Raw genomic sequence first — 24,088 nt, 5'->3', positions numbered from 1 at the left:
GGCTTCCGCGGCCGCGGCTCGCGCCCCCCGTCTGGGTGCCTCGGGGGTGATGCCGCGGTGTCCTCCGGCAGCTGCGCCTGAGCCACGGAGGCTGGCTTTCCTGACCGTGACGGTTAATGATCAAGGTACGATCTCCCAGCTGGTCAGGAAGAGCTGTCATGCATAGAAGCCGCGTATACGCCGTTCTGATCGACGCACCCGTCGCTGAGGCTGCCAAGGCAGCGGACTTCTGGTCGGCAGCTCTCGGTGTTACCGCCCGACCATTTCCGCCGGCACCGGAGTTCACCACACTCCACGAGGCCCTGCCGGGGCTGATCATGGCAGTCCAAGCGGTCGACGACGCACCTCGCATCCACCTGGACATCGAGACCGACGACATCGAGGCAGAGACCACGCGCTTGATCGCTCTGGGGGCACAGCAGGTTGCGCAGTGGCAGGAATGCCGAGTGCTGCGAGTGCCTGGCGGTCATTTGGTGTGCGTACTGCCCGTGGAGAGCGAACCGGACACTTTCCGATCACAGGCCAACGTCTGGCCATGACGACGATGCCGCGAGTGTCTGCTCGGCCAAGGTGCGGGGTGCGGCAAGCTGTGTGTTGGTGCCCGGGTGGGTAGAGGATGCGGTGCTCGAGCATGGCGTGCAGGACGTCCACGCGGCGGCGGGTGAGGCGGATGAGAGCCGCGCCGTGGCGGTTGTTTTCCTCCCGTTTCTCGTCGCAGTAGGCCCGCGATTCGGGACTGCTCAGCGCGGCGAACCAGGCGAGGAACAGGGCCGGTTATTAGCAGCTTCGTGAGTTCCATTGGTCGGACGGCGCGTGGATAGGCCGGGTCCGTCCTTACCGGGGGATCAGACCAGGATCAGGCCACCTCGCATCTGCTGGCGCGGGCCACGGCCACGGCCAAGGTCCCCACGGACGCGGGCTGGTCCGACCAACGGCCAGGACTTGTCCCCGGCGGCCCAGGCGTGTGACCAGCTCTCTCATCTGCGGCTCGCCGTTGGGCAGCGGCTTGTCGAACACCGTACGGCCATCGGCCGGCAGAGCCGTGCCGTGATCGAAGTTGGTGCGTGTTTCTCAGCCTCCGCACTCCGACATCGGTCCGGAGTCCGTTCGGAGCGCCGGCGCGTCGGGGTGCGGGTGCGGTGGCTGGAGGTGCTCGGCCTGGGCAGTGGGATCGCTGTCTGCCGGGCCGGGGGCAGGTTCAGTTCGGGTCTGTGCTGAGGTCGAGCGCCGGGGTGATCATGGCGAAGGCCTGGTCGACCAGCTCGGTCATGGCCTTGGCGCCGTCGCTGTCCACCCAGCGGCACAGTGCGGTGTGGAACGCGGTGAGGGCGACGCCGGCGGCGAGGGCGGGGCGCAGGTCGGCGTCGGGATCCGCTCCGGCGCGTCGGGCGAGGATGCCGGCCATCTCGGCCTGGCACTGCGCCTGCCGCTCCAGGAACCGGGCCAGCAGGGCCGGTGTGTTCAGGATCAGCCTGCTCACGTGCAGCGGCTTGTCCGGATCGGCGTCGCACAGGGAGGTGAACACGGACAGTGCGTGGCGCAGCGCCGGGGCGGGTGGCTCGTCGTCGGGGCGGGCGCGCAGTTCGGCGCACATCTGCGCGCCGGCTCCCGCGAGCATGTGTACGACGACGTCTTCCTTGGACTGGAAGTAGCGGGAGAACGTGCGGCGTGACATCCCCACGGCGGCCACGATCTGGTCGACCGTCGTCTCCTCGAATCCCTGGTCGGCCAGCAACGTCACCGCGGCCTCGGCCAGTTCGTTGCGTACGAGCTGACGCTTGCGCTCCGCGATGTTGGCCGTCGGCGCCGGGTTCAAGTCCACCACGACCCCGACGCTACCTTGCGCTGAAGTTGTCTTAGCAGGCCTAACCTTACTCACTGTGCCGTAAATGGCAGCTTGAGAAACGCGGCAGGGGGCGACCTGCTGATCCTGGCCGCCCTGGTGGCCTGGCGCCGCTTCCGCCCGTACAGCTCGTGACCCAACCGCCAGGAACCGGGCGGACACCAGTCCCTTCCCTTATGAGACATCCATGACCGACCTGCTCGTCCTCGGCGGCAGCGGCCGCCTCGGGATGCATGTCCTGGCGCGGGCCGCCGCGCGCGGTCATCGCGTCCGCACGCTGGTGCGCAATCCCGAAGCCGTCCAAGCCCCGGCCGGCGTCGAGCTCGTCCAGGGCACGCCCGCCGACATCGACGACCTCCGCAAGGCAGCCCAGGGCAGCGAGGCGATCATCAGCGCACTCAACAACTCCCGCGCCTCCGAGAACCCCTGGGCCAAACCCCTCAGCCCGCCCATGTTCATGACCGACGCCACCCGCGACACCCTCACCGTGATGGGCGAGCAGAACATCCGCCGGATCGTCGTGACGTCCACCCAGGGCGCCGGAGACGACTGGGCCCGGATCAACCCGGTGCTCAGAGCCCTGATCCAACGGTCCACCCTCAAGGCCGCCTACGACGACCACCACGGCGTCGACCAGATCATCTGCGCCTCCGACAACGACTGGACCCTCGCCAGACCCGTCACTCTCTCCAACAAGCCGGCCGGCGCTCCGCTGCGGGCCGCCGAGGCAGGCACCGACAAACCGGGCACGCGCATCAGCCGCGCCGACTTCCTCCAGGACACCGTCGAGCAGGGCACATGGATCCACAAGGCACCGCTCGTCTGGAACACACGAGGCTGACACGCCCCACGCGTGCGAGGCGCCTGGTCATGAGGGTGATGGCGGCCCAGGTGATCAGCGTCTCGGAGTGCTGGATGAGCCGTTCGTAATCCCTTGCGTGGCGGCTGGCGTGCATCATCCAGGCGAGCGACCTCTCGACCACCCAGCGGCGGGACAGGACGACGAAGCCGGAGGCGTCCCTCCCGGCCCGCTCCACCGCCATGAACTACCTCGCGATGATCGCCCTGATGGCACGCCGTCTCACCAGAGAAATCCACCCAAACCTGGCAAGGAATCTCATACATCGTCAAACGCCATGTTCGTGTGCAAGAACCCGGACTGCGGTTGGTCGGGCAACGCTGCCCGCAACGTCTCGCACCTGTACCGGATGGACCTCGCGCTCATCCCGACTGCCGGGAGGGCAGTCGTTTACGCGCGCAAAGGGCGTCAAGCCGGCTGCCGCGAGGCAGGCGGGAATCTCCCGACTTCAGCCGAGAGGAGGTGAAGCGCGGCCAGCGCGCCGGCCCAGTGCCAGCGACGAACTCACTGCCGGGCAGCTGCGCCGGGCCGCGCGGGATCTGTGACGACGGACGGAACCCGTCGGACGGGCTGTCCCGCGCATGAGGCGGACAGCACCCGCCCTAATCGGTGCCGAAGATCGCCTTCTGCACGTCGTTCGGGCCGTCGAACCGTTGTGTCTGAGTATTCGAGAGTTTGTCGATGATGTTGTCGTCCGCGCCGTTGCTCTTGGCCAGCGAGACGAGATCGTCGCGGCTGGCGGGGTAGTCGGCGCCTTTCAGGGCCTTCTGTACATCGATAGGGCTGTTTGCTGCCATCGCGCTGCCTCCTGTCCTGGTTGGCGCGGCGGAACCCGCGAGCACCGGGTACCCGACGGCCAGGTCATGAACCGTTGGCAAAGGACGACGGGTCTGCTCGCGGCGCCCCGTCCCGTCGTGGCGAGCGGCGCGCCTTCTGACGTGGCTTACAGGCCGATGGCTGTACCTCCGTCGGGGCCGACCCGGCAAAGATCTGTGCCAGGACGTGTCGGTCATCCTGTCTGATCGCCTCTTGCCGCTCGACAAACCTTTTGGGCACTGCCCGCTTTGGCCGGCTGCCCTGAGCAGGCGCTCAGCCGGGCGAGGAGGCGGGGCACAACCCATGACAGCGGGCCGGGCACCGTGAGATCGTCCGCAGGTGACCAACACCGCTGCTGGGGAAACAACTTCGGGACGGCCGGACGACCGCGCCGCGTCTGCCCTGCGCTTTGCGACGGAACTCGTCGCGTGGGTGGCCACCCCTTGGGCCCTGGCCGGCCATTCCTGGCTGCTCGCCGCCCTGTCCGTGGTGGCCCTGATCGGCCTTCCGACGCTCTTCTCCACTCCGGGGGACAAGGCCGGCGTGATCATCGCGGTGCCGGGCTGGACCACGATCTTGCTGGTGTTGCTCCAGCTTGCTGCGGCCGTGGTCTCCTCATGGCTGGCCTGGCCCGCCTGGGCGGCGTTCTCTGTGACCCTGCTGGCCGCCGCCGCCCTCGTCACGGAGCGTCGGCGCTGGCGCTGGCTGATTTTCCGCGATCGCTCCGCCCCATGAAGCGCTCACCCGCCAACTGAAGCGTTCTCTACCGTTTTTCGGCGCTCTGCCGTTGGTGGCTTTGACCGATCGGCCGCTCGCTCCCCACGACGGCCCGGCTGCCGATGAGGAATTGCGGATGATCGGTCAGTAGGGAGTCGCAGCGGGGCGTCCCGGGGAAGCCGCCAGAAACCACCGCACGCAGGCACCACATGGCTGAGATCTGGGCCGCCATCGAGGTAGGCAAGACCCACCACCACCGCGTCATGTCGACGAGAACGGCCACCGCCATCTGTCACGGCGCGTGGCCAACGACGAGCCCGGACGGACCAGGAAGCCTTGCCGTGCACGAACTCGTCAGGGGAGTACGTGGAACTGGGGGCCGTATGTGCTGTGAGTGCCGGGGATCTCGGTCTCCATAAGCCGTACGGCGGGCTCTTCCAGGGCGCGCATGGCGTGAACGGCCGCACTCAGGGAGGGGGGACCGCCGTTGCCCCAGGCGGCGTCGAGGGAGTCGAGCAAGGTGGTGTAGGTGGTGTCGAACCGGTGCAGGAACTGTTGCACGGACGCCGACGGGCTGGGCCAGCCGCCGGCCGGGACCGGGGCCATCGGGCGTGCATCGGGGAAGGGGACGGGCGCCCCGGTGAACGTCCAGCCCGTGTCGCTCTGCCGCAGTTGCCGGCCGTGGTAGATCTCGCCGAAGGCGTAGTAGTGGGCCGGGTGGTCGTCGGCGAAGGAGTCGGCCGGGGAGCTGCTCGTGCCCTCGCCCTGTTCCCTGATGATGTCGATGGAGCGCTCTGCGTCCAGGAGGGTCTCGACCGGCCGGAGTTCGTCGGATCCGATATGGGCGTTCAGCTGTCCGCGGGCCGACAACTGCGGGGCCACGGTCCTGAAGCCCTGCAGCACGGCGCCGTAGAAGGCGCCGATGGTGGGCGGGGCACTGTCGCTGAGGGCTAGTGGCTCCTCGGGGGCTTCGATGGCCATCATCACGTCGTGCACGAAGGACCTGGTCAAACCCGACAGGTACACGGTCACGTCGGGGCGTACGCCGCCGGGCAGCGGGCCGGGGTAGGTAGGTGCCGCCGCCCGGATCCGGGGCCTGCCACCCACGGCCACGAGCAGGTTGCACACCACGCCCAGGTGGTACATCTCGTCGTCGATGATGCGCCTGATCAGGCGCGCGGCATCCGCGCCGCGGTCCCTGATGGACCACCAGCCGCACAGGTACGGCGGGATGGTGGACAGTTCCACCTCCACGGCGACCTGGAGCGCCGACCTGAGCCAGTCGATACCGCGGCCGGCCTCGGGCGTGCCCAGCAGGCGCGCCACGGAGTCGAGAGGCCACGGGTCGGCTGGTCCCTTGTGGGGACCCGCGGCCGACGCCGGTGCGGCTGCCGCCGTGGCCGACGCGCCGGCCGTCACGACGGCAGTCGCCAGGAAAGTCCTGCGCTTGAATGGAGCCATCGCTGGCTTCTTGGCATCGTCCATCACACCAGTCCTCCTCGCCTCGCAGCCGTGGCCCTGCCTCCGCTGCGGGCGTACGGGACCACGAACCAGCTGGTGAAGCTAGCAGGCATCACCGCAGATGAGAGGCGTGACGGGCAGGTGTGGTGGCACGGCCACCCTGTCAGGCCAATCCGGTGGAAGCCCGGGAGGCAGCCCACTCCCGAGCCAGTCGAGGCGCGACGGCTCCGCGGACGCCAAGACCCACTTGGGCCGCTTCCTGACCAAACTCGGCCTCCTCGACCGTATCCACGCAGTGATCTTCGTCTGCGAGAGCGGGCTGATATGGGGGTTCAGCAATGGGTGAAGGGGCTCGTACTCAGCGGCTCGGCCATCGGGAATGACGAGCCGGGCGGCTTTGTTGCAACGACTGCATGACATGACCGAGTCAAAGTGCTCGGTGGTGGTGGAAGGAGTACCTCATGGCACGCAGCAGCACGCGGCCCGTCGTCACGCTCAGGTCGACGGCCGGCACCGGAGTCACCTACGTGACACGCAAGAACCGTCTGACCAACCCCGACCGGCTGGTCGTGCGCAAGTACGACCCGGTGGCCGACAAGCACGTTCTGTTCCGCGAAGAACGATGACAAGCGCCTCGGTCGTCGACCGAGGTTTCTCAAGGAGGCACCACCCATGAGGTCCGGCATTCACCCCGTCTCCCGCCCCGTTGTCTTCCGCGACCGCGCGGCAGGCTTCCAACTGCTCACCCGCTCCACCCTCGACACCGAGCGCACGGTGGAGTGGGAGGACGGCACCACGTACCCGGTCGTCGACGTGGACATCTCGTCGGCCAGTCACCCGTTCTACACCGGCACCTCGCGGGTCGTGGACACCGCGGGCCGAGTGGAGCGCTTCGAGCGACGCTACGGCCGTACCGCTCCCGTCCGTCCCTGACGGCCCCAGCCCTCCGATCCCTGCAAGGCCCTGTAAGGAGGCCGCTATGAAGGTACGCAAGTCCCTGCGCTCGCTGAAGGCCAAACCCGGCGCTCAGGTCGTACGCAGGCGTGGCGTGATCTTTGTGATCAACAAGAAGGACCCCCGCTTCAAGGCCCGCCAAGGCTGACGCCGCTGCGCAGCACGGCAGCGGCCAGGCACCGCACTCGCGGTGCCGTGCCGCTGCCGGATGTGCAGCCGGCGCGGACTCACGCCCCACGGCGGCCGATCTGTCGGAGCACCAGCATTCCTCGGCGCCGGGCACATCGGCGTCCTGATGCGGCACCCTCTCGGCACTTCCTCGGCCTGGACGTCGGCAAGAGCGCCCATCACGGGCACAGGCTGACCCCGGCCGACAAGAAGGTCTTCGATCGGCGCTCTGCCTGACCGTCATCCGGGACGCAGGCGGCAAGGTCAAACAGCCGCTCGCGGCGGCGCGGCCCGAAGGGCACATCAGCCCCCAGCGTCATCTCCCGGTGCGGTACGCTCTCGCCGCCCACGGCCGGCGACGGCGTCCATGAAGGTCGTAGCCATGTCTCCGTCGTATGTAGTGTGCGGAAATGACGAGAAGCGAGCGGATCGCGGACCAGCTGGACCGGCACTGGCACAAGAACCTGCGGCCACGGCTGCAGGGTCTTGCCGATGAGGAGTACTTCTGGGAGCCGGTGCGTGGCTGCTGGAGCATCCGCCCGCGTGGTACGTCGGCCGCACCGATGTCGGCAGGTTCGGGGGAGTGGACGATGGACTCCGCGTCCCCTGACTCGGTGCCGGCGCCGGCACCGGTGACGACGATTGCCTGGCGGCTGGCGCACATCATCGTCTCCTGCCTGGGCTATCGGGTTGGATGGCACTTCGGCGGCCAGGACGTCGACTCTCGGACCTTCGCCTACGCGGGGACCGCTGACGAGGCGCTGAAGCAGCTCGATGAGATGTATGGGACATGGAACGCGGGGGTCCGCGAGCTCTCGGACGCTGACCTGGACAATCCGCCCACGGTGGGTCCCGAGAGGTTTCCCATGGAGGGCATCGTCCTGCACGTCAACAGGGAGCTGATCCATCACGGCGCCGAGATTTCCCTGCTGCGCGACCTCTACCGCTGGCAGGACGGAGCCGTACCGTGCCGAATATGACTTTCCGGTAACCGGCGGAAGAGCGTCGCAGGGCAGGAACGGCCCAAGTCACAGCAGCGAAGGCGTTCCCTTCGTAGCCTGTGCATGGCCTTGCCGGTCACGATGCCTCCCGCAAGGTCTCCATCCTGAGAGGCGGCAATGAGCAGCACATGGATTCGGCGCCTGCGCCCATCCGGACCGGGCACGGCACAGGTGCTCTGCTTTCCCTACGCCGGGGGAGCAGCCAACGGATACAGCGGCCTCGCCCACGCCCTCTCCCCGGACGTCGAAGTGTTCGCTGTGCAGTACCCCGGCCGCCAGGACCGTTTCAGGGAAGCTCCAGCGCAGGACTTCCAGCAGATCATCGAGCACGTGCTTGAGGAACTGCCCTCGCACTGCGATCCCGGGAAGCCCTTGGCCCTGTTCGGGCACAGCATGGGCGCACTGCTGGCATTCGAGACGGGCCGGTGTCTCCAGCAGGCCCAGACCCCCTTCACGCCGATACACCTGTTTCTGTCCGGCAGAGCGTCCCCTTCCTTGGGCAGGCGCCCGAGCGACTTCCTCCGAAGCGACGCCACACTGGTAGCTGAGCTGCGTCGGCTCGGGGGAGTAGATCCGCCGGTCCTCGACGACCCCGAGATGCTTGAGCTGATCATGCCTTCGGTACGGGCCGATTACCGATTGTTGGTGCAGTACATCTGGGACCAGGGCACGCTGCGGGACTGTCCTTTCACTGTCCTGGTCGGCGAAGAAGATCCCGTTGTGACGGTGGGAGAAGCGGACCAGTGGCGAACCCTCACTTCTGGAGTCACTCGAACCGTTCCGTTCTCCGGCGGTCACTTCTTCCTCAACCAACAGACTCAGCAGGTCGCGCAGGTCATTCTGAGCGCCCTGAGTGCCACCCTGACTGGGAAGTCCACATAACGCCGGGTGCCGGCGAGCAGTCGGCGCTCAAACGACATGCCGGTGCTAGCTGAACTCCCGCCTCCCGTGGCGGGCGAGGCGGAGAATGCGGCGGCTGGTGGTGACGAGCCGGCCGGCGGCGGTGAACAGGCGGAGTCGCAGGTGCCAGGTGCTCCGCATGCCGTCAGCGTCCGTGATGCTCAACTTGGCGCGGCGGTCGGGCTGTTCCTTCCGGACGATCAGCTCGGTGTTCACCATGCTGACCGAGTAGGACAGTCAGCACCCCGCGCTGGGCAAGCCTGTGCTTGCGCGAAGGTCAGTGCTTGTGCGGCTCGTCCCGGTGGATGGGGCCGTGCGGGCCCTCGCAGTGCGCGGTGTCACCTGCTCCTTCGCCGACCAGGGCGACCTGAAGGATCTGTGCCGGGGTGTGGTCGACCTGGAGCGTGGTGTGGGTGATGCCGTAGTCGTGCTGGAGGAGTTCCTCCAGGTCGCGGCGGACGGCGTGGCAGTCGCCGGCGGGCTCGACCAGGACGTGCGCAGAGAGGGCGGACTGGCCGGACGTGATCTGCCAGACGTGCAGGTCGTGCACCTCGACGACGGCCGGCTGGGCCACGAGCTTGTCGCCCAGCGCGTCCGGGTCGACATTTGCGGGGGCGGCCTCCAGGAAGATCCGGCCGGACTCGCGTAGCAGCCCGTACCCGGCCTTGAACATCAGGGCGACGACCACGAGCGTGGCGATGCCGTCGGCGCGGGCGAATCCGGTGAGCAGCACGATCAGACCGGCCACCGCGGTGCCGATGAAGGCGAACAGGTCGTTGAGGATGTGCTGGTAGGCGCCCTCGACGTTGAGCGAGGAGCGGTTGGCCTTGGAGATGCACCAGGCGGCCGCGATGTTCACCGCGATCCCGGCGAGGGCTGTGGCGAACACCAGCCCGCCTTTCACCTCGGGCGGGTCGATCAGCCGGTGCACGGCCTCGTACGCGAGCCAGGCGCCGAGCAGGAGCAGGGTCAGGCCGTTGGCCTGGGCGGAGAGGATCTCGGCGCGCTTGAGGCCGTAGGTGAAGACGCCGCGGGCCGGGCGCGCGGCCAGCCGCATGGCGATCAGCGCGAACACGATCGACACGGCGTCGGTCAGCATGTGCGCCGCGTCCGAGATCAGGGCGAGGGACTGGGCCACGATGCCGATGACGACCTCGCCCGCCATGAACACGGTGATCAGCGTGAGCGCGATGCCCAGCCAGCGCCGGTCGGCATCCGCCGAGACGCCGTGGGAGTGGCCGGCGTGCCCTCCTCCGTGCTCGTGTCCTGGACCGTGCACGTGAGTGTGATCACCCATGGTGTACGCCTTCCCCCTCGCAGCGGATGCCTTAGCCCGAAGTGAAACGCACTCCTACGCGAATCGCCAAAGGCGGCATCGGTGACCGTTGTCATGTCGGTTAACGGGCCGCTGACCAGCGGAAACTTGTCGACTGGTGGAGGCGCCCGAGCGACGGCGCCGGGAGCTCCCACCCTGTCGTGCACTAGCGGGCGGGGTGGTCGGTACGCTTTCAGGACGTACGGACCATGCGGTTCCGGCTCCCGCCACCCGCCCCCCATTCGGCCTGCTGTTCTTCTGGGTCGTCATCGGCATCGACCCCGGCCCGCGCCGCCCGCCCCATCTGGGCCGGCTGTTCGTCCCCATCCTGACGATGCCGCTCCACTCCTGGTTCAGCATCTCGCTGGTGAGCTCGACCGCGCTGATCGGCGAGGGCTGGTGGTCGGCGCTGGACCGGCCGTGGCTCGAGTACCCGATGGACGGCCAGTACGACGCCGGGGCCATCGCCTGGGCCACCGGTGACATCCCCGTACTGATCACCACGATCATCCTGGCCGTCCAGTGGGTCCGCTCCGACCAGCGGGAGGCCCGCCGCGTGGACCGGCAGATAGACCCGAGGCGACCACAACGACCCGCTCGCCGTCTAAAACGCCTACCTGGCGAGCCTGCACGCCCGCGACCGGCGACCCGCCCGTCCCTCCACGCCCACTCCCACAGAGGAACCATGAGCAAGCTGAAGAAGAACCTGATCGCAGCCGCCGTCCTCATGGCCGGCTTCGCCCTCGCCATCGGCTCCTAAACGGCGAACTGGCCGCCCGCACTGCTGAAGCCGCCACCCGCCAGTGCAAGTTCGAGGAGATGTACACCAAGCTTTCACCACCCAGAAGGAGTGGGGCGAGTCGCAGGAGTGGAAGGAGTCCGTCTTCCGCGGCTATGCGAAGGAACTCGGCCTGGACATGGACCGGTTCGACGCCGATCTCGCCGATCCGGAAGTGGCAGGACGCGTCCAGGCCGACCAGCGAGACGGCCTCGGCCTGGGAGTCCAGGGCACCCCGACCTTCTTCCTCGACGGAGAACGGATCACCAACTCCGCCTCCTACGAGGCGTTCAAGGCACTCATCGATGCCCGGCTGTCCGACTGACGGAGTCGCATTCGCCGGTGCCGCCGCACCGACGGCCACGCTCGCCCTGGCCGCACCGGCCGCCGCGCACGCGGAGGTCGAAGCCGGCAAGGCCCAGGCCCCCGGCCGAGAACGTCACCCTCAGCTTCGTCTCCGAGGCCGAGTCCGAGTCCGAGTCCGCGGGCTTCACCGAAATGCGCGTCGTGCTACCCGAAGGCATCGCTCCCGCTGACGTGGCGCTGGACGAGGCCCCGAGGGCTGGAAGCTGAAGGCCACCAGCGACGGATGCAACGTCGCCGGCCCCGCACTCAAGGCCGGGGTCGACGCAGAACACGAGATCAAGGTCCGGCCGCTCCCGGACGCCAAGGAGATCGCGTTCAAGACGATCGAGGTCTACAGCGACGGCAAGATCTCCCGCTGGATCGAGCTGCCCACCGTTGGTGAGGAGCCCCAACCGCCCTCCTCAGTGCTGAAGTTGAAGGCTGCGGCACCTGGGGCTGGCCCGGTCGGCCCCAGCCCGACCGAGAGCGCGACACCCAGCCGGACCCCGTCGGCCACTGAGTCCGACGTCGCGGCAGCAGGGTCCGAACCCGACGCCAAGACTGCTGAGAAGGACGACCGCAGCTCGACCGGCGTGGTCAGCGGCGGGGTCCTCACGGCGCTGGCTGTTCTCATTGCCAGTGCCTGGTGGCTGGTCAAGCGGTGGGCAGCCTCGTCCGAGAGCTGACGTTCGGCGCCGTCGCCTTCAGGCTCAACTACTGATGCCGCAAGGCGACGGCGCACCCGCCGCACTGAACGTTCGTTGGCCGACGGGCGTCACAGCGGTAACCGACTCCGAGGGAGCCAGCATGACCGCCGTACGCCCCAGGCCCCGATTCGTCTCATCTGCCGCGCTGGCCGCGGCATTGCTGTGCGCGACCAGCGCCTGCAGTTCTTCGACGTCCGCAGAGTCCGCCGAGAGGAGCGAGCAGAAAACCACCTGGGAGGAGCCTGCCGCGTACACCTACACGCTGACATCTACCACCCAGGTCCTGGCCGGGACCTTCCGGGTGAAGGTCCGGGACGGCACGGTGACGGAGGCCGTCGGGACGGATGCGGACAGTCGGCGGCAGATACAGGAGCTCCCCGATCAAGTGCCCACGATCGGCGAGCTGTTGAAGAGGCTGAACCAGGCCCGCAGCGACAACGCGGACACGGCGGAAGCGGAGTACGCCGCCGACGGGCACCCGGTGCGGATCTCCCTGGACTGGGACAAGAACGCCATCGACGACGAAGCCCTGTACGTCATCAGCGCCTACGAACCAAGCGCCGACTGAAGCTGTGCCGCCTGTGCCAACATCAAGGCCGCAGGGCAGCGGAACAGCGAACACATCTGATGAGACGCAGCTCGCGGCGATGGCGCGCCCGGAAGATCCCGCTGCGTACTGGTCCGACGCGCCACCGTCCCCGTCGCGTGCGCCCTGGGCCGGTGTGCTACAAGGTCACAACGAGGGCGCAACGTATGGGCGGCGACGCTGCGGATCGACGCGCATCGTCCTTACCATCCGAGGTGTAGGGGGTACCCGGCGGCGGTCCCTCGGACAGGGGGCTCGATGCTGTCGAACGTTTCACGGCCGGCGTTCCGGCGCGTGGTCGGCATCGTCGCGGCGGGCCTGGCAGTGGCTGCGAGCACGGGGTGCAGCGTTCCCGTCGATGCGGTCGCCGGTATCTCCGTGTCCGACGATGGCCATCTGCTCGGCGTCATGATGGTCTGCGGGCATCAGATCGATGGCGCGACTGTCTACGTGGACAGCGAGAACGTCAACAAGCAGAAGACTGTGGGCTCCTGGACCGCCGACCGCCCTCTCACAGCGGGTCTCGCCACCTGGAGTCTCCAGTCCCCATCCGCCGGCTGGGCCGTGGGCAGATCCCTCACCCGGCTCACGCCCAAGACCACCTACATCCTTTACGGCGGGACCGAGGACAACTCGTGGTCATCGGAGAGCGTCTCCTTCGGCCTGACCGACCTCGACCAGCTCAGCCCGGGAATGGTCCGCTACGACGACATCTCGGAAGACGGCGACGAGTCCCCAGTCACCGTCCCCCTGGCGGAGTTCAAAGCCAGGGCCTGCAAGGACAGGTAACGCCCGGCGCCCGACGGCCCACGTCGGCTGCTTCCCATGGTGTTCGTCAGTTCGGCAATGGCCTGGTGGTCACGTTCTGGCTGACGGTGACCTGGTCGGTGTCCGTGACCCGTACGGTGACTCGAAGGGTCCAGGTACCGGGCAGCGGAGGGTGAGGGACAGTTTGTCGCGGGGAGTAGCCTGGGTGGCCATGATGCTCGCAAACACAGCCGTATGTGTGTGGGTGTGGGCGCCAGGGCTCTGCGCGGCTTGTTCAGCGCGAGTAGGGCCCAAGAAGTCATACGGGTGGATGCTCCGGGACGGGCCCTGACTGATCGGCCGGGGGCCTTTGCCGTATCCGTGTCCGGGGGCGTGCGATGATCCTCCGTCACGGGGAGACACTTTTGGGGGAAGACGGCCGGCTCGTCAGTCCTGTTCGCGACGTGGCGGCCGTGAGCGGCTGCAGCAGCTCGAACGACGACGACGGCGACGCCAAGCCGGCCGTGATGGCGGAGACCGTGAGTCTGCCGAAGGCGGCCACGACGTTCCAGGCCGCGGTGACGAAGTTCGGTACAGACGGCGGCTGCCTCGAGCAGGAGGCCGGTACATGCTCGGAGCAGATGCAGGCGCTCACGGAGCCCGCAGGCACCTTGCGGAAGGAATGAACGCTGAGAAGTTCGTGCGGCGGGCCGGACTTCTGGGCGGACGCCTACGTGCTGAATCTCGACCACGCTCGCCGACGCCCCGCGCCCCACTCGGTTCGGCGGCGGCCTTGCCCGAACCGTCGTTACATCCCGCGAGCAGCAACGCCACGATGAGGGCGACGACGACGGGAAGAAACCTGAGCCTCCTGGGTGAGAACGGCGTCGTAGCGTACGTGCCCCTTGACCCCCTGCGCCGGTCGGAGTGGAGAGACAGTGTGCCGGTTCCCTCGTCCCGGTGTCAGGGGAGTCGGTGTCGGGCACCCTTGCGGGCAGTGGCGTGAGGGGGAAGGGGTCCTATGCGCACGGGGATGGGGAAGGGCGCCGCCCTGGGCATGGCGGTGGCCGTGGTCGCGATGTTGCTGTCCGGCTGTGGTGGGGGAGGGGACAGCGAGGAGGAACGCACCGCCAAGGACCTGAAGGCGATCCTCAAGGAGTATGGGGCCCGCTTCGAGCAACGGCGTGCGGCTCTGGCCGCTGCCGCTTCGCGTCTGCCCAAGAACAACCCTGTCAAAAATTCGTGTGACAGGGAGTTGGACCCGCGGCCGTATTTCCAGCCCTTCGATCACAAAAGTCGCGTCCTGGACAGCTACAACAGCCCCGACCAGGGAGGCAATGTCGACATCGCGTCGGCGAGCGAGGCCGATACCCCGGAGCGGATCGCGGACCGGCCAGGCTGGAAGCTGGGCAGGTTCGCCGTGGCGCCGGGGTGGCTCATCCGCGGCATGTGGATCACGGGTCCACAGGGTCCGCTGGGCACCAACCACTTCGAGGTGACCAGCCGATACGGCTACGAGCCGTACAAGGGCGTCGAAGAGGACCCCGCCAGGCGGCTCAGGAAAATCCTCGACGTCGGACTGCACAAGCGCTACGCCGCCCTGTTCCGGGTGACGACCTACCGCGAACCCGGGCGACCGGGGGACGAAGCGGCCGTAGTGAAGGCCGACGTGTTCATCGCCGACCTGGAGAAGGGCGATATCCCCTGCCGGCTCACGGCGACCGGCGAGCCGCTCGATGTGAAGGGGTACTGGTATTCGACGACCCCGTACGAAGACATGCAGACCTCGTTCCAATTGGACATCAGCAGCAAACTGGGCGCCATGACTCGCAGTTGACCTCGGCTCGCCGCGGACGTCGCCGGCGGCCGTGTTCCTGCTGGGCTTTCCGCTGCCGCACGGCGTCGATCGTGGTGTCGATCCGCTGCAGCCACATGGCGTGCCACACCCTGATTCTGTGGAATCAACTTCCTCAGACCGTACCGCTGGATGTGTGCGCGGCAGACTGCCGCCCCGCGCCAGCGCGGCCACAGCCGAGTGGCGTCACGTGTGAGTGTTGAGTCTGTCGGCAGGTACCCGTTCGATGCGGGTCCAGCCGCTCCAGCCACGCTCCTTGAGAATCGCCAGCACCAGTTCGGCACCCGGTGCGGACTCAAGCATGGTGGAGTCCATCAGGGCGACGAACTCATCGTCGAAACCGTCGGCACCCACCTCGCCGGCCTCCACAGCGCGAATCATCAGGCGCTCCAGGATGTCGGCGACCTCGACGATCCGTGCATCGCCGGCCAGCCAGTCGGGCTCCCCCGTGAAGAAGCTGTAGAGCCTCACCATGTCGGGGTCGTCCAGCTCCTCGTGTTTCTTGGCAATCACGGAGTCGATCAGGTCCGGCACCTGCGCGGCGATCATGATCCAGGCATCCCGCTCCAGTTCGATATACCGCTCCCCGACGCCGAGACCGCGCAACCGGTCGAGGTAGCCCACGACGCTCTTCGGAAGCGCCAGGTGCTCTCCGGCGGCGAGCCGGGCGAGCCTACTGCGGGTGCCCTGCAGCCGCCGGATCTCGGCCCGCAAATCCTTGTCGATCTCCTGGACACCGCCGGCGAACTCCTCCGGGCCGGCGTCGAGGAGTTCCTGCACCCTGGCCAGCGGCACGCCGGCATCAGCCAGGGTGCGGATCCGGATCAGGCGCACGACCGCGGCGGCATCGTAGATCCGGTACCCGGACCGGTCGCGCTCGGGCTCGGGCAGCAGCCCGATCTTGTGGTAGTGGCGTACGGCCCGCACTGTCACCCCGGCGTACGCCGCAAGCTGGCTGATGGTGAGCATGAGTCTCAGACTGCCTCAGGCGATCTTCCGGCGATAGGCGGCCATCGCGAAGACGTACGCCACGACGAGGATGCCGACGCACCAGGCGAGGGCGGCCCAGATGTCGTCGCCGACCGGCTGCTGGGCGAACAGGCCACGGATCGTGTTGACGATCGACGTCACCGGCTGGTTCTCGGCGAACCAGCGCACCGGGCCGGGCATCGTCCTTGTGGGCACGAACGCCGAGCTGACGAACGGCAGGAAGATGAGCGGGTAGGCGAACGCGCCCGCTCCCTCCACCGACGACGCCGAGAGCCCGGGGATCACGGCGAGCCAGGTCAGCGCCAGGGTGAACAAAAGCAAGATGCCGGCGACCGCGAGCCATGCCGACACTCCTGCCCCCGAGCGGAAGCCCATGAGCAGAGCGACACCCACGACGAGCACGAGCGCGATCAGGTTGGCGACCAGAGAGGTGAAGACATGCGCCCACAGCACACCCGACCGCGCGATCGGCATGGACTGGAATCGTTCGAAGATCCCGCTCTTCACATCGGTGAACAGCCGGTACGCCGTGTAGGAGATGCCCGACGCGATGGTCATGAGCAGGATGCCGGGCAGCATGTAGTTCACGTACGAAACCGATCCGGTATCAATGGCGCCGCCGAACACGTAGACGAACATCAACATCATGGCGACCGGCGTGATGACGGTCGTGATGATGGTGTCCATGCTGCGGGTGACATGGCGCAGGGTCCGCCCCGTGAGCGCGGCAGTGTCGCTGAAGAAGTACGTGGTCATCGTTGTCCTCCCGTTGTCGTGCGAGTGGAGTCGCTCTTCTCGCCGGCGCCGATGACCGCGAGGAAGATCTCCTCCAGAGTCGGCTGCTTCTCGACGTACTCGACCTTGGCGGGCGGGAAGAGCCGCTTGAGCTCGGCAAGGGTGCCGTTCACGATGATCCGACCCTGGTGGAGGATCGCAATCCGGTCGGCGAGCTGCTCGGCCTCGTCCAGGTACTGCGTGGTGAGCAGTACCGTGGTGCCGGACTGGGCGAGCTCCTTGACGGCCTGCCACACCTCGATGCGCGCCTCGGGATCGAGTCCGGCCGTCGGCTCGTCCAGGAAGATCACGGACGGATTTCCGATGAGGCTCATCGCGATGTCCAGCCGGCGGCGCATCCCACCCGAATACGTGGACACCTTCCGTGGGCCGGCGTCGGTCAGCGAGAAACGCCTCAGCAGGTCATCCGCGATCGCGCCCGGGTCCTTGAGGTGGCGCAGCCTGGCGACGAGTACGAGGTTCTCCCAACCACTGAGGATCTCGTCGACGGCCGCGAACTGCCCGGTGAGGCTGATGGACTCCCGCACATTCGCCGGTTGCGTGGCGACGTCGTAGCCATGGACGCCGGCTTTCCCCGCGTCGGGCTTCAGGAGCGTGGCGAGGATCCTCACGGTCGTGGTCTTGCCCGCCCCGTTGGACCCGAGCAGGGCGAAGATGTTACCCCGCGCCACCTCGAAGTCCACGTCGCGCAGCACTTCGAGCGTTCCGTACGACTTCTTCAGACCCTGTACGCGAACGGCGATCGATGGGGCCGTCATGGTCATCTGCCTCCTTCGTGGAGTTGTTCCTGGCGACTGCGAGGAAGCTCGTGCCGGAAGCATGAAGGGTTGACCCAGCGTCAAGGTCAAGCCGCTCCTGACCACAACATCCATATCGCTGGCACGATCGGCACGGCAGAGGGTCTTGGTGTACGACCGCGTGGCGGATCTGCCGGGACAGCAACTTGGTGGAGTGTGTTCGGGAAGAAGCGCGGCAGAAGCAAGAAGGCCGGCCCGCCTGTGCAGGACGATCTTGTTCGCCATGACTTCACCGCGACCGGCCCGAATCGCGAGCTGTGGCTGACACGTATCCCAGGATTCCGGACCGCCGATCCGTGGGGACTCGACGCGGCGATCGCGCGGCGGGCACGGTCGTCGGCATGACGACTGGGAAACCCGGAACCGCGACTGCTGACGCACGCGGCCGACACGCTGTCCTGCACCGCTGGCCGAGCGCGCTCGGGCTGGCGGCCGCGGTCCTCCAGCTCGCTACCGGCGTTGAACGGGAATCGGTGGCGATCGTGCTGTGCGTGGCCACGCTCTGCTACCTCGGCGCGGCGGCGCTGAACCGGCCGTGGATCGCCTGGGCAGGGATCGCCGGCGGCTCAGCGGTGGTCGTCGGCAGTGAGCTGGCCGGCCTGGTGTGGTGGGGCGGTGTCGGCCTCGCGGCCCTGGCGCTCGTCGTCGTCGGCCTGGTCACACACGTGTCCCGCCCTGCCCTCACCGCGCAGACCGTCGCCCTGCTCGGGTACGGCTGCCTGGCGGTGGCCGCGCTCTTTCTTGCTCCACGGCTCGGACTGGCGCTGGCCGGGCTGGTGCTGGTGGCGCACGCCGCCTGGGACCTGCTGCACTACCTGCGCAATGAGGTGGTACCCAGGTCGTTGGCCGAATTCTGCATGCTGCTGGACGTACCGTTGGGACTCGGCGCCGTTGTCGTGGCGGTGGTCTGACCGACCGGCCTGCCCGTCTGGGTGGCCCGGTAGTGCGACGGCGTGACGCCGTACAGGGCCACGAAAGCCTGACGCAGCGTCTCGGCGGACGTGAAGCCGCAGCGGGTGGCGATCCGGGCCAGGGACAGCCGACTCGACGTGAGGAGGCGCGCGGCGGCCTGAGTCCGCGCGAGACGCACGTAGCGGGCCGGGGTCTGCCCCGTGTGGGCAAGGAAGAGACGGGTGAGGTGGCGTTCGCTCACCCCGACGCGAGTGGCGAGCGTGGTCATCCGCAGGTCGGCGTCCGGCGCGTTGCGTATCATCGCCGTCACCTCGCGGACCAGGTCGTTGGCCGGCGCCGGAGCGGCGACGAACATACTCATCTGCGCCTGGTTTCCCGGCCGTTGGAGATACGTGACCAGGCCCCGTGCCACTTGGCGGGCCAGCTCGCCGCCGTGGTCCTCCTCGATGAACGCCAACGCCAGGTCCAGCGCGCTGCTGACCCCGGCCGCCGTTGTCACCCGGCCGTCGCGGATGTAAAGGGGCGCCGGGTCCACGCGGACCGCGGGATAGGTGGCGGCAAGCAGGTCGGCGAACAGCCAGTGCGTGGTGGCGCGACGGCCGTCGAGCAGTCCGGTCGCGGCGAGCACCGAGGCGCCGGTGCACACCGACGCGACACGTCGGGCCACATGGGCCAGCCGACGGACGTGCGCGACCAGTCCGCTGTTCGCAGCGGCCGCCTCGTGCCCCTCGCCGCCCGACACGACGACCGTGTCCAGCGGTCCGCGAAGCCGCTCCAAGGCGCCTTGCGCCTGCAGTGTCAGTCCGGACTGGCAGCCGATCGGCCCGCCTGCCGGTGTCACCACGCGCACCCGGTAGGCCGGTGTGGCCCCAGCCCGGTTCGCATAGTCGAAGGCCGTGGTCAGGCAGGCGATGTCGAGCAGTTCCGCGCCGGGGTAGCCGACGACGACCACGACCGGATGCTCCTCCATGCAACGACCGTACTGCGACCGACCGAGCCGCGACCACGGAGTCGCGAGATGTTGCTGCGGCCGGTCAACCACAGCAGCCGCAGGATCATCGAACCGAAAGATCACGAATTGCAGCTGCGGCCATGGTGAGCGTCACCCGCGCACCGGAGATGGTGACTCTCATGCGGGTCTGCACGAGGCGCCCCCGGCCGTCGACCCACGCGTCTGCGAGACCGGGAGGCCGCTGCCCAGGGCGTCGTGGGCTTGGTCCGTCTTCGTGCGGACTTCGGGGGCCATGCGCAAAGTGACGGTCCGGTGGTCGAGGATGCCGCGGTAGCGCACTGTGCGCACCCCTTGGACGTTCTTTCCTCGCCCCGTCGGGAGATCTTGCGCGTTGCGGCGATCTGCTGCAGGACGTGCGCGGGGTCAGTGAGCGGGGCCCGCAGCAGGTAGTGAGCCTGCGGCTTGTCCCGAGGCCCACCCCCCGGGCATCCTCGCCGATCCCCTGGACGCCGCTGATGTACTCCGTGGCCGGACCCGCGTAGGCCAGACCGGTCGGGACGGTCACCGTGTCCCTGTCCGCGTCGGAGCCCATCACGCCGAACCGCACGACGCGTCGGCCCTCGGCGTCGGTCGACAGGGTCCAGGTGGTGTCCGACTGGGCGAGCCCAGCGGGCCGTTGGGTGTCGGCGAAGACCTCCCGGTCCGGCGCGTCGCCTAGTCGGTCCGAAGCCGGCCCGTGGAACCTTCGGGGCTCGACAGCACACCTGTTTGTCCGAAGCCGATGAACACCGGGTTGCGCGGGGCGCTCTGGTCTGCGGCGGGGAGCACGATCTCACCCGCTCCGACGACCTGGTCAGCTCCGACGGCCACGGCCGTTCCTGTGCACACCAAGCGGGGTGGCCGCATGTCGGCGCCGCTCGGCCCGCCAGGCGGACAGCACCGGTTCGATCAACTCCCAGCGCGCATGGGACAGATCACTCCGCTCGGGTCGCGGCGCAGCGTGTCGGTGTCGAGGTCGTCAACGACGCGGTAAGCGCCTTTGCCGCCCCGGGTGGGGATCGCAGCGAGGACTCCTGGGTCGTCGAACGCAGAGTTCAGTCGAAGGCGCGATGCTCATCCCGGCCGGTCATGTGCCCCATTGGTCAAAGACGTGTTCACCCAGCTCAACCCACCGCGGTGCCCTCAAGGTCTGGAGATTGTCGGAGGTGTCCATGTCGTGACCTTCCAACTCGCCGAGATGATCATCAGCCATTGATCAAGCCGTGTGACGTGCATAGCGCTCGGTCTGCCACCCGATGGCATCCAGAACCGCACGGAGCAGGAGCGAGTCGCCACGGCCTGGGAAGACGTGGACCACTTCCGTGAGGGCCGAGGTGCCCAGTCCCTTCGCATACTCATCCAGGGCCGCGCGCCTTGCCTCGGCTGCGTGAGCAGGGGCGGCCAGTGTGGTCGGCGAGGGTTCATGGCGGCCTGTCATGCGTCCTGATCCGACGCGTTCACCAGGAAGGATCGTGGCCAGGAGATCGCGGCCCTGTGCGATGTCGGCCGGGAGGAGGTAGGAGCCGAAGACCGGGACATCGCACGACGCTGCCGCGGCGGCCACCGCCCGGTGAATCAGGATGTGGTCCGGATGGCCGGTGAGCCCGTCGGGACCCACTGTGAGTACGACATCAGGAATGATCTTCTGGATCTGGTCAGCAATGACCTCGGTCAGGTCTGAGACCGATGCGGTGGTCAGTGAGCCAGGCGTCGGCCGCCCTGCGGTATCTGTCCATCGTCCTTCGGCCAGCCAGTTCCACTCGCTTACGCCGAGTCTGGTGCATGCGGCATCCAGTCGAGCGGCACGGCGTCGACGCGCCTCACCACTGGAAGTGACGTCATTCTCAGCGGCCTCCCCGCCCGAAGCGGTGCGCAGGACGACTCGGCTTCCCTGCTGGCTCAGCATGGCGATCGCCGCACCATGAGCGAACACCTCGTCGTCGGGATGCGCCGTCAGCACGAGGGTCCTTGATCCCCTGCCCAGATGGCTGAACAACACAGCAGTCTCCCCAGGTTGGAACTGACCGGGAGGCTATCGCTGGGCTGGTATGCCGAGGAGTAACGGGCCCACCTCCGGCGGTAGTGTCAATCCGGCTGCTCTGGACTCGGCGCCGGTCAAGCTGACGCGGAGCCCTTCGATCTCGCCCAGCCGGCCTTGCTGCTCAACCTCAGCAATGCTGTCGATGACGCCATGATCACCGGTGGCCGCACCAGCCCCCCATATACCGCCTCTGATCTGTGAGAGCGCAGCCTGCCGCGGGGACACATAGGATAGGTGGGGTGGCCAATCGCGACATCTTCTGCCGGAGGAGGTTCGTGATGACGCACGATGGCGGGCTGAGGCTGTACATGCAACGTGTCCTCCGCGCACCGCGTCCGGTCGTATTCCGAGCGTTGACCGATCCGCAGGAATTGGCCAAGTGGTGGGGCCCCGACGGGTTCACCACCCTGGGTGTGGAAAGCGACCTTCGGCCAGGAGGTGATTACCGGATCGCGATGCAGCCTCCGGAAGGGGATCGGTTCTACCTGGTGGGAGAATTCCTTGTGGTCGACCCTCCGGAACGCCTGTCCTACACCTTCCGGTGGGAGGACCCCGATCCCGAGGATCGGGAGACGGTGGTGACGCATTCCCTTCGCGATATCGGCGGCACCTCAGCCGAACTGGTCTTCACCCAGGGCGACTTCGCCACTGAGCGGCGCCAAGCTCTTCACGAGGAAGGCTGGACTCAGAGCCTCAACAAGCTGGAGGAGCTGATGTCGTCGGTCGCGTCGCCTTGAGATCTTTGCCGGTGGGAGCGCCCTGCGCCGACCCGGCCATACCTGGGAAAGGATCGCCGAGCGCACAGCTGGAGACCGACGACGCGCTGTAGGAGGCTGGACCGCGGTGCATCTGCGTCGTTGCCCCGAGGCGCCGGACACCACTTGATGTGCGGCCTGGCGCTGATCCTGCTCAGCGTGGATGATCGAGCTCAGGCGATGGGTGGGGGGCCCATGGAATGGGTCGTTGGAAGTGGCATGGTCCTGGGCCTGTTGGCGGTCACCCTGGGCATGGCGTCGATGCGCACCGGCTGGACACTGCCCTGGGTACGCCGCCGCGTCACCCGCCCTCGGGTCCACGGACTCGCTGCTCTGCTGGTGGGCGCACCCGGCGTGATCCAGGGGTTGTTCTACTTTCATGTCGTGCCAAGCCCGTCGTGGGAGTTCCGCTTCTTCGGCACCAACGCCCTCGCGTTCTCCGGTCTCGTCCTCATGGGAGTCAGCCAGATGCGCCCGTCGCGCCGTAGGAGCGTCTGAGCAGCCCGGACGGGCTGACGTTCCGCGTCCGAGCTGTCCCCTCGTGAAGCCGGCCATGTCAGCGGCACCTGGGAGCACGGCGTGGGCTGCGCGGGCTGGCTGCCGGCCGGTGATTCAGGCCGGGCGCCCTGCTCATGGTGGGCGGTCCCAAGGGTGGACCTCGGCCGTCCAATCCAGTGACCGGCACAGGGCGCCGCGGCGGGCCTCGGTGAGGAGGCCATTGCCGTCCCGGGCACCGTCAGTCCGTGGCATGGCGGGGCGCAGGTTGATGACGACGAGGAGCACCAGACACGCCGCCGCTGCGCCGAGGCCGGGGCGGCGGCGCACCCGCTGCTCGAACTCGCCGAGGTACTCGCGGGCGGCGCGGGCCGGCACGCGGGGCGCCGGGGTGTCGGTTGGCTTGCTCTTCCCGGCCATCGGGCCCTGGTAGCGAGCCGACCGTTCTCGACCGCCAGGCCCGCGTCCGCACCGCGACGAACTGAACACCCGCCACCGGCGCAACCCACCCCAACGGTCGGCTCCCGGCCGCACACCGGACACCGGAGATTGAGGAGAAGAGAAGGCGGCCCTTCAGCGAGTAGGAGCGGCCGCGCCGGCCGGGCCACTGTCTTCGGGGAAGTTCCCTTCCGGGCCGAGCGGGTGTTCCTCCCACCGGAGGGCCTGCCAGCCCCGGTCGGGCGAGCCGGAGAGGACGACGACGCCGGTGTTGCCCAGTGGGTGGCTGGACGCGTACGCCACATCGACGTTGGCCGCTCGGGCTGCGACCCATGTCCGGATCATCGCGCCGTGGCTGACCATGGCCACTGTCTCCGCACCTGTTCCCGCTGCCTCGGTGACGACAGCGTCGAAACGGCCCAGAGCTTCCACGCCGTTCTCGCCGCCGGGCATCCTGCGGGCGGTGTCCCCGTCGGACCAGGCGAAGGCGGTGGTGAGGTAGAGGGTGGCAGCGTCGTCGTCGCCACGCATCTCCAGGTCTCCGGCAGCCAGTTCCCTGATCCCGTCCCGGACCTGGACCTCCAGCCGCGTCGCGGCAGCCAGTGGAGCTGCGGTCAGCTGGGTGCGCACCAGTGTTGAGGCGTACAGGGCATCGATCCGCTCCGTCGCCAGGGCTTGCGGCAGCGCGGCAGCCTGCTCCTGCCCCAGCGGTGTCAGCGCCGGCCCCGGCGCCTCGGTGTCCAACAGGTGCTTGACGTTGGACGGAGTCTGGCCATGGCGTATGAGGAGCAGACGCATACGGGATTACCTCCACAGGGCGGA

31 protein-coding genes and 4 pseudogenes are annotated in these 24,088 nt (G+C 68.0%); 20 read left to right on the top strand and 15 right to left on the bottom strand.

Annotation, left to right across the window (positions count from 1 at the left end; translation table 11 throughout):
• Positions 1-158 precede the first annotated feature (158 nt).
• A complete protein-coding gene (locus ACIBJB_RS07530) occupies positions 159-539 on the top strand; it encodes a VOC family protein (protein WP_398927496.1) in 381 nt (126 codons plus the stop codon).
• Between the two features lie 659 nt (positions 540-1,198).
• Here ACIBJB_RS07530 and ACIBJB_RS07525 read toward each other — a convergent pair.
• Entirely contained in the window at positions 1,199-1,825 is a 627-nt protein-coding gene (locus ACIBJB_RS07525; RefSeq protein WP_398927494.1) for a TetR family transcriptional regulator, read from the bottom strand.
• Between the two features lie 205 nt (positions 1,826-2,030).
• On the opposite strand from ACIBJB_RS07525, the gene ACIBJB_RS07520 reads away from it, so the two are divergent.
• Complete coding sequence (locus tag ACIBJB_RS07520) at positions 2,031-2,684, top strand: NAD(P)-dependent oxidoreductase (RefSeq protein WP_398927492.1); 654 nt, start codon at positions 2,031-2,033, stop codon at positions 2,682-2,684.
• On the opposite strand, the pseudogene ACIBJB_RS07515 reads toward ACIBJB_RS07520, so the two are convergent.
• Positions 2,599-2,865: pseudogene (locus tag ACIBJB_RS07515) on the bottom strand (hypothetical protein); the annotation flags it as partial. The gene ACIBJB_RS07520 and the pseudogene ACIBJB_RS07515 overlap by 86 nt on opposite strands.
• 105 nt (positions 2,866-2,970) lie before the next feature.
• Here ACIBJB_RS07515 and ACIBJB_RS07510 point away from each other — a divergent pair.
• Positions 2,971-3,130 (top strand): annotated as a pseudogene (locus ACIBJB_RS07510) (RNA-guided endonuclease TnpB family protein); the annotation flags it as partial.
• 174 nt (positions 3,131-3,304) lie between these two features.
• Here the strand turns inward: ACIBJB_RS07510 and ACIBJB_RS07505 are convergent.
• Complete coding sequence (locus ACIBJB_RS07505; protein WP_398927490.1) at positions 3,305-3,499, bottom strand: DUF2795 domain-containing protein; 195 nt, start codon at positions 3,497-3,499, stop codon at positions 3,305-3,307.
• Positions 3,500-3,857: 358 nt separating this feature from the next.
• Here ACIBJB_RS07505 and ACIBJB_RS07500 point away from each other — a divergent pair, with 358 nt between their 5' ends.
• Positions 3,858-4,253, top strand: a complete 396-nt coding sequence (locus ACIBJB_RS07500; protein WP_398927488.1) for a hypothetical protein — start codon at positions 3,858-3,860, stop codon at positions 4,251-4,253.
• Between the two features lie 336 nt (positions 4,254-4,589).
• Here ACIBJB_RS07500 and ACIBJB_RS07495 read toward each other — a convergent pair whose 3' ends face one another.
• Positions 4,590-5,696 carry a ferritin-like protein gene (locus tag ACIBJB_RS07495; RefSeq protein ID WP_398927486.1) on the bottom strand — a complete coding sequence of 369 codons (1,107 nt, stop codon included), beginning with the start codon at positions 5,694-5,696 and terminating at the stop codon, positions 4,590-4,592.
• Positions 5,697-6,157: 461 nt separating this feature from the next.
• On the opposite strand from ACIBJB_RS07495, the gene rpmG reads away from it, so the two are divergent.
• The 5 genes from rpmG to ACIBJB_RS07470 all read left to right on the top strand — a co-directional run bounded on the left by rpmG (position 6,158) and on the right by ACIBJB_RS07470 (position 8,701).
• Positions 6,158-6,322: a 50S ribosomal protein L33 gene (gene rpmG / locus ACIBJB_RS07490; protein WP_398927484.1), complete on the top strand. Its 165-nt coding sequence runs from the start codon at positions 6,158-6,160 to the stop codon at positions 6,320-6,322.
• Positions 6,323-6,368: 46 nt separating this feature from the next.
• Positions 6,369-6,629, top strand: coding sequence for a type B 50S ribosomal protein L31 (locus tag ACIBJB_RS07485; RefSeq protein ID WP_398927482.1), 261 nt, complete (start codon positions 6,369-6,371; stop codon positions 6,627-6,629).
• 46 nt (positions 6,630-6,675) lie between these two features.
• Positions 6,676-6,798, top strand: a complete 123-nt coding sequence (gene ykgO / locus ACIBJB_RS07480; protein ID WP_280847199.1) for a type B 50S ribosomal protein L36 — start codon at positions 6,676-6,678, stop codon at positions 6,796-6,798.
• A 430-nt stretch (positions 6,799-7,228) separates the two neighbouring features.
• Entirely contained in the window at positions 7,229-7,798 is a 570-nt protein-coding gene (locus ACIBJB_RS07475) for a DinB family protein (RefSeq protein ID WP_398927479.1), read from the top strand.
• A 138-nt stretch (positions 7,799-7,936) separates the two neighbouring features.
• A complete protein-coding gene (locus ACIBJB_RS07470; protein WP_398927478.1) occupies positions 7,937-8,701 on the top strand; it encodes a thioesterase II family protein in 765 nt (254 codons plus the stop codon).
• A 45-nt stretch (positions 8,702-8,746) separates the two neighbouring features.
• On the opposite strand, the gene ACIBJB_RS07465 is transcribed toward ACIBJB_RS07470, so the two are convergent.
• A complete protein-coding gene (locus tag ACIBJB_RS07465) occupies positions 8,747-8,938 on the bottom strand; it encodes a hypothetical protein (RefSeq protein WP_398927476.1) in 192 nt (63 codons plus the stop codon).
• Between the two features lie 58 nt (positions 8,939-8,996).
• Positions 8,997-10,016 (bottom strand): cation diffusion facilitator family transporter, encoded by a 1,020-nt coding sequence (locus tag ACIBJB_RS07460; RefSeq protein WP_398927474.1) that lies wholly within the window; start codon positions 10,014-10,016, stop codon positions 8,997-8,999.
• A 136-nt stretch (positions 10,017-10,152) separates the two neighbouring features.
• Here ACIBJB_RS07460 and ACIBJB_RS07455 point away from each other — a divergent pair, with 136 nt between their 5' ends.
• The 7 genes and pseudogenes from ACIBJB_RS07455 to ACIBJB_RS07425 all read left to right on the top strand — a co-directional run bounded on the left by ACIBJB_RS07455 (position 10,153) and on the right by ACIBJB_RS07425 (position 15,034).
• The gene (locus tag ACIBJB_RS07455; protein WP_398927472.1) at positions 10,153-10,794 is read left to right on the top strand and encodes a cytochrome c oxidase assembly protein; all 642 of its coding nucleotides are present in this window, start codon (positions 10,153-10,155) and stop codon (positions 10,792-10,794) included.
• Positions 10,776-11,137 (top strand): annotated as a pseudogene (locus ACIBJB_RS07450) (DsbA family protein); the annotation flags it as partial. The gene ACIBJB_RS07455 and the pseudogene ACIBJB_RS07450, both read left to right, overlap by 19 nt.
• 244 nt (positions 11,138-11,381) lie before the next feature.
• Positions 11,382-11,843 (top strand): DUF1775 domain-containing protein, encoded by a 462-nt coding sequence (locus ACIBJB_RS07445; RefSeq protein WP_398928410.1) that lies wholly within the window; start codon positions 11,382-11,384, stop codon positions 11,841-11,843.
• 121 nt (positions 11,844-11,964) lie between these two features.
• A complete protein-coding gene (locus ACIBJB_RS07440) occupies positions 11,965-12,432 on the top strand; it encodes a DUF6174 domain-containing protein (protein WP_398927469.1) in 468 nt (155 codons plus the stop codon).
• 276 nt (positions 12,433-12,708) lie between these two features.
• Entirely contained in the window at positions 12,709-13,239 is a 531-nt protein-coding gene (locus tag ACIBJB_RS07435; RefSeq protein ID WP_398927467.1) for a hypothetical protein, read from the top strand.
• Between the two features lie 422 nt (positions 13,240-13,661).
• Complete coding sequence (locus tag ACIBJB_RS07430) at positions 13,662-13,883, top strand: hypothetical protein (RefSeq protein WP_398927465.1); 222 nt, start codon at positions 13,662-13,664, stop codon at positions 13,881-13,883.
• A 347-nt stretch (positions 13,884-14,230) separates the two neighbouring features.
• Positions 14,231-15,034, top strand: coding sequence for a hypothetical protein (locus tag ACIBJB_RS07425; protein WP_398927463.1), 804 nt, complete (start codon positions 14,231-14,233; stop codon positions 15,032-15,034).
• 204 nt (positions 15,035-15,238) lie between these two features.
• On the opposite strand, the gene ACIBJB_RS07420 is transcribed toward ACIBJB_RS07425, so the two are convergent.
• From ACIBJB_RS07420 to ACIBJB_RS07410, 3 genes are read right to left on the bottom strand one after another with little or no spacing between them, the layout of a single operon-like run.
• Positions 15,239-16,021, bottom strand: a complete 783-nt coding sequence (locus ACIBJB_RS07420) for a MerR family transcriptional regulator (protein WP_398927461.1) — start codon at positions 16,019-16,021, stop codon at positions 15,239-15,241.
• A gap of 15 nt (positions 16,022-16,036) precedes the next feature.
• On the bottom strand, positions 16,037-16,798 hold the full coding sequence (locus tag ACIBJB_RS07415) for an ABC transporter permease (protein WP_398927459.1): 762 nt from the start codon (positions 16,796-16,798) through the stop codon (positions 16,037-16,039).
• Positions 16,795-17,595: an ABC transporter ATP-binding protein gene (locus ACIBJB_RS07410; RefSeq protein ID WP_398927457.1), complete on the bottom strand. Its 801-nt coding sequence runs from the start codon at positions 17,593-17,595 to the stop codon at positions 16,795-16,797. Before ACIBJB_RS07410 ends, ACIBJB_RS07415 begins: the two co-directional genes overlap by 4 nt.
• Before the next feature lie 164 nt (positions 17,596-17,759).
• Between ACIBJB_RS07410 and ACIBJB_RS07405 the strand changes: the two are divergent.
• Both ACIBJB_RS07405 and ACIBJB_RS07400 read left to right on the top strand, forming a co-directional pair.
• Positions 17,760-17,907, top strand: a pseudogene (locus ACIBJB_RS07405) (IS3 family transposase); the annotation flags it as partial.
• A gap of 68 nt (positions 17,908-17,975) precedes the next feature.
• Positions 17,976-18,545, top strand: coding sequence for a hypothetical protein (locus ACIBJB_RS07400; protein WP_398927455.1), 570 nt, complete (start codon positions 17,976-17,978; stop codon positions 18,543-18,545).
• Here ACIBJB_RS07400 and ACIBJB_RS07395 read toward each other — a convergent pair.
• The 4 genes from ACIBJB_RS07395 to ACIBJB_RS07380 form a co-directional block, all read right to left on the bottom strand.
• On the bottom strand, positions 18,446-19,516 hold the full coding sequence (locus ACIBJB_RS07395; protein ID WP_398927452.1) for a GlxA family transcriptional regulator: 1,071 nt from the start codon (positions 19,514-19,516) through the stop codon (positions 18,446-18,448). The genes ACIBJB_RS07400 and ACIBJB_RS07395 overlap by 100 nt on opposite strands.
• A gap of 696 nt (positions 19,517-20,212) precedes the next feature.
• Positions 20,213-20,368, bottom strand: coding sequence for a hypothetical protein (locus tag ACIBJB_RS07390; protein ID WP_398927450.1), 156 nt, complete (start codon positions 20,366-20,368; stop codon positions 20,213-20,215).
• 78 nt (positions 20,369-20,446) lie between these two features.
• A complete protein-coding gene (locus ACIBJB_RS07385; RefSeq protein ID WP_398928407.1) occupies positions 20,447-20,557 on the bottom strand; it encodes a hypothetical protein in 111 nt (36 codons plus the stop codon).
• Positions 20,558-20,753: 196 nt separating this feature from the next.
• Positions 20,754-21,497, bottom strand: coding sequence for a PIG-L family deacetylase (locus ACIBJB_RS07380; protein ID WP_398927448.1), 744 nt, complete (start codon positions 21,495-21,497; stop codon positions 20,754-20,756).
• Between the two features lie 320 nt (positions 21,498-21,817).
• Here ACIBJB_RS07380 and ACIBJB_RS07375 point away from each other — a divergent pair, with 320 nt between their 5' ends.
• A complete protein-coding gene (locus tag ACIBJB_RS07375) occupies positions 21,818-22,315 on the top strand; it encodes an SRPBCC domain-containing protein (protein WP_398927446.1) in 498 nt (165 codons plus the stop codon).
• 213 nt (positions 22,316-22,528) lie between these two features.
• Positions 22,529-22,831 (top strand): hypothetical protein, encoded by a 303-nt coding sequence (locus ACIBJB_RS07370; RefSeq protein ID WP_398927444.1) that lies wholly within the window; start codon positions 22,529-22,531, stop codon positions 22,829-22,831.
• A 132-nt stretch (positions 22,832-22,963) separates the two neighbouring features.
• Here the strand turns inward: ACIBJB_RS07370 and ACIBJB_RS07365 are convergent, their stop codons facing one another.
• Positions 22,964-23,248, bottom strand: coding sequence for a hypothetical protein (locus tag ACIBJB_RS07365; protein WP_398927442.1), 285 nt, complete (start codon positions 23,246-23,248; stop codon positions 22,964-22,966).
• A gap of 153 nt (positions 23,249-23,401) precedes the next feature.
• A complete protein-coding gene (locus tag ACIBJB_RS07360; RefSeq protein WP_398927440.1) occupies positions 23,402-24,064 on the bottom strand; it encodes a histidine phosphatase family protein in 663 nt (220 codons plus the stop codon).
• Positions 24,065-24,088: the final 24 nt, after the last annotated feature.

This window comes from Streptomyces sp. NPDC050759, from assembly GCF_044456945.1.
GTDB lineage: Bacteria > Actinomycetota > Actinomycetes > Streptomycetales > Streptomycetaceae > Streptomyces.
The sequence above is the reverse complement of the archived record's forward strand: the minus strand, read 5'-3'. Positions and strand labels throughout refer to the sequence as shown.